The organism is Enterobacter sp. C6 (assembly GCF_008122455.1).
In the GTDB taxonomy this organism is placed as follows: domain Bacteria; phylum Pseudomonadota; class Gammaproteobacteria; order Enterobacterales; family Enterobacteriaceae; genus Enterobacter; species Enterobacter pseudoroggenkampii.
This window is the reverse complement of sequence record NZ_QPFW01000105.1, coordinates 1-6,098: the sequence shown is the minus strand read 5'-3', so window position 1 is coordinate 6,098 and position 6,098 is coordinate 1. Positions and strand designations below refer to the sequence as shown.

The following is a 6,098-nucleotide window of genomic DNA, read 5'->3' as shown; positions in this document are numbered from 1 at the left end:
GCTGCGTTCCGCTTGCCACGGCGATGACCGTCGCGCCTGCTTGTGAGGCAAGCTGAACGGCCGCGAGCCCCACGCCCCCCGCCGCTGCCTGAATCAGGACGGTTTCTCCATGCCGGAGCATCCCTCGTGTGAAAAGGCAATGATGCGCGGTACCAAAAGAGATCGGTACCACCGCCGCGTCTGCTGCATCCACCCCGTCCGGTATAAGCCAGGTACGTTCCGCGAGCACGGCCCAACGTTCCGCATGCGATCCCTGCATGCTAAAAGCAGCCACTCTGTCTCCAACCTTACGACTACGGACTTTCGATCCGACAGCAACCACTGTGCCCGCGGCCGCGTAGCCGACGACCCATGAAGGGCCAGGCGGCGGAGTTGAGCGGCGGTTGATCAAATCTCCCCCTTCAATCGAGATAGCCTCGACAGAAATCAGGACGTCGTCAGGCCCTGCGACCGGATCCGGGACATCGATATATCGCAGGACGCCGGGAGCGCCTTCCACGTCATAAACCGCTGCTTTCATCAATTTACCTCTGTCTTATCATGACTCGTGGGCAGCCGGGCAATCACCTTAATCTCAAACTGGAATCCGTACAGCCACGTCACGCCGATCCCCGTCAACGTAGGGTAAGGCGCTTCCCCCCAATATTCTGGCAGGATACTCCAGATAGCGTCGAGGTTTGACTCGGGATCGACGACAAAGAGGGTCACGTCAACCACGTCACTGAACGTGCAGCCCGCAGCCGTCAGAACAGCATCAAGGTTATCGAATGCCAGCCGGACCTGCGCGTTGAGATCCTCTTCAGGCGAACCATCCTCCCGGCTACCCACCTGCCCCGAAACAAACAGGAAGCCGTTAGATTTGATGGCGGGTGAATACCGATTGCGCTCATAGAGCGCCTGGCGTCCGAAGGGAAAAACGGCTTCGCGTGTTGTCATGTCTGTACCTTTGCAATGGGGCGAAATCTGCCCGGTGAATATAAAGACACTTTACAGGCGCCACATCGGACGGATAAACAAGCGACTTTGTCCATCATTGTTTGTAATATCCAAACAATCGGCGAAAAGAGAGGACAAGGGATGGATCGTTTCGATGCGATGCGCGCCTTTGCTCGCGTGGTGGAGGCAGGCAGTTTCACAAAGGCTGCCCAGACGCTTCATATGAGCAAAACCACGGTGACGCAGCTTATTCAGCAGCTGGAAGCGCGCCTGCGCGTCAGGCTGCTCCATCGCACCACCCGCAGGCTCGGTGTGACTCCTGATGGCGCGGTCTACTACGAGCGCGTAATCCGTCTGCTGGCGGATATGGAGGATGCTGAAAACAGCCTCTCCAGTGCGACGATGACCCCCAGGGGACGCCTGCGGATAGATGTGCCCACTCCTCTTGCCCGCTTTGTTCTGGTGCCCGCGCTACCGGCTTTTCATGCACGCTACCCTGATATCCAGTTCGACATGGGCGTGAGCGACCGGGTGGTGGATCTGATCGGCGACAACGTGGATTGCGTCCTGCGCGGTGGCGAAATCAACGACCAGTCCCTGATCGCACGCCATGTCGGCGATTTGCAAATCGGTGTTTACGTCGCACCGAGTTATGTGGAACGCCTCGGCGCCCCTGCGCATCCGCGTGAGCTGGAAAACACCGACCATCACATAGTGGGATTCTTGTCCTCACGCACCGGTAAGATTGATCCTCTGGTACTGCACGGTGAGAATGAACATATTGAAATCAAGGGCAGCTATGTACTTGCCGTGGATGATGGCAATGCTTACCTCGAAGCTGGATTAGCCGGGTTAGGCGTGATTGCGCTACCCGTCTATATGGCGGAAGCACATCAGGCCTGTGGCTCCTTGATTCCGCTATTTGAACCATGGCGGATTAAGCCAATGCCCCTGTACCTGGCATTTCCGCCTAACCGCCATGTCAACGCCAGACTGCGCGTTTTTATTGATTGGATCGTTGAATTGATGCAGAAGCATGTCCCTAATTCCAATAATAAGTCACTCCCTCCCAGCCCCTGATTCGCTCATTAGGGTTGGTTACTTTCCACAGCACTCACCGCTCGCCGCCAGGCCGCCACTTCCTCCTCCAGCCATGCCTTAAAGAGTGTCACCTCCGGCTTCGCCTCCGTTGACTGCGCCGTTACCAACCAGTAAGGCCAGGGATAAGGTGCGGTGATGGAGGTTAGCTGGACCAGTTCACCTCGGGTGATGGCATCCTGAACCAGAGAGCGGCGCTCCAGCGCGATACCTTTCCCGAGCCGAACGGCTTCGATAATGATATTGGAATCGTTAATGCATAAACCGTCAGGCACGATCTCTTTCTCAAGACCCGCATTCATGCACCACGTTTTCCACGACTCCATAGAGAAAATAATATGACTCTTTGCAATCTCAGCCGGCGTAGCGGGCAGCACACCGTCGTTATAGCCAGGTGCGGCCATCACAATGAGTTCGTCGGAAAAAAGGTAATGGCTTTCACTCCCTTCCCAGTTCCCCTGCCCCATCCGTATCGCGATGTCTATCCCTTCCTGCTGCAGGCTGGTGACCGTCAGGCTGGCCTTGATCCGCAGGGTAATAAGCGGATATTTCGCCCGAAAACGAGCCAGACGCGGTAATAACCAGTGGCATCCAAATGACGGCACCATCGCCAGCGTCAGCTCCTGCTTTCTCGGCTTCACCTGTACGAGTCGGGTGGCATCCGCAATATGGTTCAACGCCTCGCGTACCTGTAAGGCATAGAGCCGCCCTTCTTCGTTGATCTGCACTCCTCGCCCCTGACGGATAAACAGCTTTACGCCCACCATCTCCTCCAGCACTTTGATCTGCTGACTGATAGCGGAATGGGTAACGTGGAGTTCTTTCGCCGCCAGCGTCACGCTGCCAAGACGGGCGACGGCTTCAAAGCTTCGCAAACTGGCAATGGGTGGAAAATCCGACATGAAAGCACTTCCTTATCTGTGCTGAATATACAGCGGCAACCTGACCATATGTCAGTAATACTAACCCTTACGGTAAGATACTGAAGATATTCGCCATGCAAATTGTATTGTAATGTCTGGTCATCCTCTTCAATGACGCGTTATTTCACAGAGACAGGAAAACGGGAACGATGATTAAGCTTGTTGGCATGATGGATTCACCTTATGTACGGCGCGTGGCGATCTCCCTTGAGCTTTATGGCGTTGAGTTTGAAAGCCAGCCGCTGTCAGTCTTTAGCACCTTCGACGCGTTCTCCCGGATCAACCCCGCGGTAAAAGCCCCGACGCTGGTTCTGGATAACGGAATACGGCTGATGGACTCCTCGCTGATACTGAACTATTTTGAGGCTCAGGCTGCCCCCGAGCGGAAACTCCTGCCCGTCGCGCCGGATGCGCTGGCAAAGGATCTTCAGGCGCTGGGCTTTATCCTCGCCGCCGCTGAAAAAGCGGTGCAAAATGTGTATGAACACAACCAGCGCCCGGTGGAAAAGCAGCACGCTATATGGGTCGAGCGCATTACAATTCAGCTGCTGGCGGCCTGCAGGGAATGGAATGCCTTACTGGAGACACGTCCGGCGACCGCAACTCTCGATCAGGTTGCCGTCACGAGCACGGTTGTCTGGACATTTATTCAGTCGATGATCCCGCACGTTGTTAACGCGGCGGATTTTAGAGAGATTCAGGCGTTTACCGAATCATTCGAATCACAGGTAGTTTTTAAAAAATATCCGTTCAACTAAATGACGAGCCCGGTCAGTGCAGCGCTACCGGGCAAGCCAACACTTAAATCTGATAATCAATCGCCACTTCTTCCGGCTCCATCACCTGACGTTTAATCTCATCCACCGACAGCCCGGCATTGCACAGCTCGATAAAACGCCACACATAGTTGCGCTGCAGCTGCCCGCGCTTCAGGCCAAGCCATACGGTATTGGCGTCAAACAAATGACGCGTATCAAGACGCACCAGGTTCCCGTCCTCGCGTTCTCCGCTGGACTGTTCCGCCACCAGGCCAATGCCCAGACCCAGCTCGACGTAGGTTTTAATCACATCAGAATCCTGCGCGCTCAGCACCACGTCCGGCGTTAGCCCTTTGCGGTTGAAGGCCTCGTCTATGCGCGAACGTCCGGTTATGCCCTGGCGGTATGTGATCAACGGCCATTTGGCAACGTCTTCCAGCGTCAGGGGAGAGACCTGATTCAGCGGATGATCGACCGGAAGTAATAAGCTGTGGTACCAGCGGAACCAGGGGAACGCCACCAGCAGCGGGTCGTTGCTCAGGCGTTCGCTGGCAATGCCAATATCCGCCCCACCGTTTTGCAGCAGCACTTCAATTTCCTGCGGCGTGCCCTGGATAAGCTCCAGACGGACGTCAGGGAAAAGTTCGCGGAACGCTTTAATCACCGGCGGCAGGCTGTAGCGCGCCTGGGTGTGGGTGGTGGCGATGGTGAGCACGCCCGAGGCGTCATTGGTGAAGAGATCCGCCAGGCGACGCACGTTGCTGGCCTCGTTGAGGATCCGCTCAGCGATAGTTAGCAAAGCCTTACCCGGCTCCGTCATGCCGAGCAGCCGCTTGCCGCGACGGATAAAGATCTCTATACCCAGTTCCTCTTCCAGCTCGCGGATATGGCGGCTGACGCCGGACTGAGAGGTATAAAGCATATTGGCGACCTCGGTCAGGTTGTAGTCCCGCCTGGCCGCCTCACGGATAATTTTAAGTTGCTGGAAATTCACGATTCACTCCGGCGCATCTGACATAGCTCTATTGTTAGAGTCAGCCGAGCTGCAGAACAAATAATAAAAACCAGCATCTTATGCTTTTATGGAATATCAGCTCACGAGCTGGAGTTCACGGTTCTCAAGCGATGGCTTGCTGACCAGCGACATCAAAATCTCTTTTACCGCCTGCGCCTGTGGCGACAGCGAACCGCGTGCGGACATGTTCAGCGACAGCGGCAGGCTCATGGAAGGCGTGGTGATCCGCGCCATCCAGCCGTTTGCCGCACTGCACAGCGAGCGTGCTGCGGATTCCGGCAGAACGGTCCCCCCCATGCCGCTGGCAATAGCTGCGGTCAGCGTGGAGATCGAGTCGATTTCGCCGATGATTTTGGCCGTCAGACGGCGCAGGGAGAACGCTTCATCCACGCGTACGCGCACGGCGCTGTAGTCGCGCGGCAGATAGAGGTTCATCTCTGCCACGGCGGCAAGGTCGACGCTCTGGCCCGGGCAGTCGCGGGTGCCCACGAGGTAGAGATCTTCTTTCAGCAGCGGCTGGCTGGTGATGCCGGCGACCGGGGAGCGATCGTAAAGGACCGCCATATCCAGCTGGCCGCTGAGCAGTTTGTCATTCAGTACGGAACCGCTGTTTTCATGCAGGTATACCAGCACTTCAGGCAGCTCAGCGCGAACGGCCTGCAGCAACGGCATGGTAATTGAGGACGCGGCCGTTCCCGGCGCCAGGCCGATAGAAACGTGCCCGCTCAGGGTCTGGCCCACGTTATTCACCGCCAGCTGCGCCTGTTCACACTGGCGAAGAATGGTGCGCGCATGGGTATACAGGATCTTACCGGCTTCCGTTGGCGTGACGCCGCGTTTGGTGCGGATCAACAATTGCTGATCCATCTCGCCTTCCAGAGTAGCCACCTGCTGGCTCAGCGCAGGCTGCGCGATATGCAGCACTTCTGCCGCTTGAGTCAGGCTGCCGATATCGACGATTTTTACGAAGTATTTCAGTCGTCTTAAGTTCATTTTGCCCCCTGTTCGAAATGCTGTGCCGGAACCGGCTGTCGTTGTTGAACAGGTTTTGCAATATGAATGCCACTTTTACCAGGCGGTCTGAATTGTTCGCTAAGCGTCTGAAAATAAGGAATCCTAATTACAGAGGGGGATTTAATTACCGAAACAGCAGTTTATGATCTGCCCCATTAGAGGTATACCCGCACCAAAGCGGTGCATTCCGCTGCCAAAAACATCACTTTGCCGATTTTGTCAGCAAACGATCGAAAGGCGGCGATCCACCCTTTGACAAGGTGAACGCAGGTCGATAATATGCGCCCCGTTCACACGATTCCTCTGTAGTTCAGTCGGTAGAACGGCGGACTGTTAATCCGTATGTCACTGGTT

At 55.9% G+C, this 6,098-nt stretch carries 7 protein-coding genes; 2 read left to right on the top strand and 5 right to left on the bottom strand.

Features of this window, described 5'->3' with window-relative positions:
* Both DOU50_RS01445 and DOU50_RS01440 read right to left on the bottom strand, forming a co-directional pair.
* Nucleotides 1-520: quinone oxidoreductase family protein (locus DOU50_RS01445; RefSeq protein WP_148768599.1), on the bottom strand; the 520-nt coding region annotated here is incomplete at its 3' end.
* A complete protein-coding gene (locus DOU50_RS01440; RefSeq protein ID WP_148768598.1) occupies nt 520-936 on the bottom strand; it encodes a RidA family protein in 417 nt (138 codons plus the stop codon). The genes DOU50_RS01445 and DOU50_RS01440, both read right to left, overlap by 1 nt.
* A gap of 141 nt (nt 937-1,077) precedes the next feature.
* Between DOU50_RS01440 and DOU50_RS01435 the strand changes: the two genes are divergently transcribed.
* A complete protein-coding gene (locus tag DOU50_RS01435; RefSeq protein ID WP_148768597.1) occupies nt 1,078-2,016 on the top strand; it encodes a LysR family transcriptional regulator in 939 nt (312 codons plus the stop codon).
* Between the two features lie 8 nt (nt 2,017-2,024).
* Here DOU50_RS01435 and DOU50_RS01430 read toward each other — a convergent pair whose 3' ends face one another.
* Entirely contained in the window at nt 2,025-2,936 is a 912-nt protein-coding gene (locus DOU50_RS01430; RefSeq protein WP_148768596.1) for a LysR substrate-binding domain-containing protein, read from the bottom strand.
* 170 nt (nt 2,937-3,106) lie between these two features.
* On the opposite strand from DOU50_RS01430, the gene DOU50_RS01425 reads away from it, so the two are divergent.
* A complete protein-coding gene (locus tag DOU50_RS01425) occupies nt 3,107-3,715 on the top strand; it encodes a glutathione S-transferase family protein (protein WP_090419664.1) in 609 nt (202 codons plus the stop codon).
* Nucleotides 3,716-3,758: 43 nt separating this feature from the next.
* Here the strand turns inward: DOU50_RS01425 and cbl are convergent, their stop codons facing one another.
* Nucleotides 3,759-4,709 (bottom strand): HTH-type transcriptional regulator Cbl, encoded by a 951-nt coding sequence (cbl, locus tag DOU50_RS01420; protein ID WP_023336219.1) that lies wholly within the window; start codon nt 4,707-4,709, stop codon nt 3,759-3,761.
* A 96-nt stretch (nt 4,710-4,805) separates the two neighbouring features.
* Nucleotides 4,806-5,723: a nitrogen assimilation transcriptional regulator NAC gene (gene nac / locus DOU50_RS01415; protein ID WP_148768595.1), complete on the bottom strand. Its 918-nt coding sequence runs from the start codon at nt 5,721-5,723 to the stop codon at nt 4,806-4,808.
* Between the last annotated feature and the right edge of the window lie 375 nt (nt 5,724-6,098).

What these genes read in the sequence shown, in the direction of transcription:
- DOU50_RS01425 (WP_090419664.1), top strand. Translation starts at nt 3,107, where the DNA reads ATGATTAAGCTTGTTGGCATGATGGATTCACCTTATGTACGGCGCGTG.
- nac (WP_148768595.1), bottom strand. Translation starts at nt 5,723, where the DNA reads ATGAACTTAAGACGACTGAAATACTTCGTAAAAATCGTCGATATCGGC.
- DOU50_RS01430 (WP_148768596.1), bottom strand. Translation starts at nt 2,936, where the DNA reads ATGTCGGATTTTCCACCCATTGCCAGTTTGCGAAGCTTTGAAGCCGTC.
- DOU50_RS01435 (WP_148768597.1), top strand. Translation starts at nt 1,078, where the DNA reads ATGGATCGTTTCGATGCGATGCGCGCCTTTGCTCGCGTGGTGGAGGCA.
- DOU50_RS01440 (WP_148768598.1), bottom strand. Translation starts at nt 936, where the DNA reads ATGACAACACGCGAAGCCGTTTTTCCCTTCGGACGCCAGGCGCTCTAT.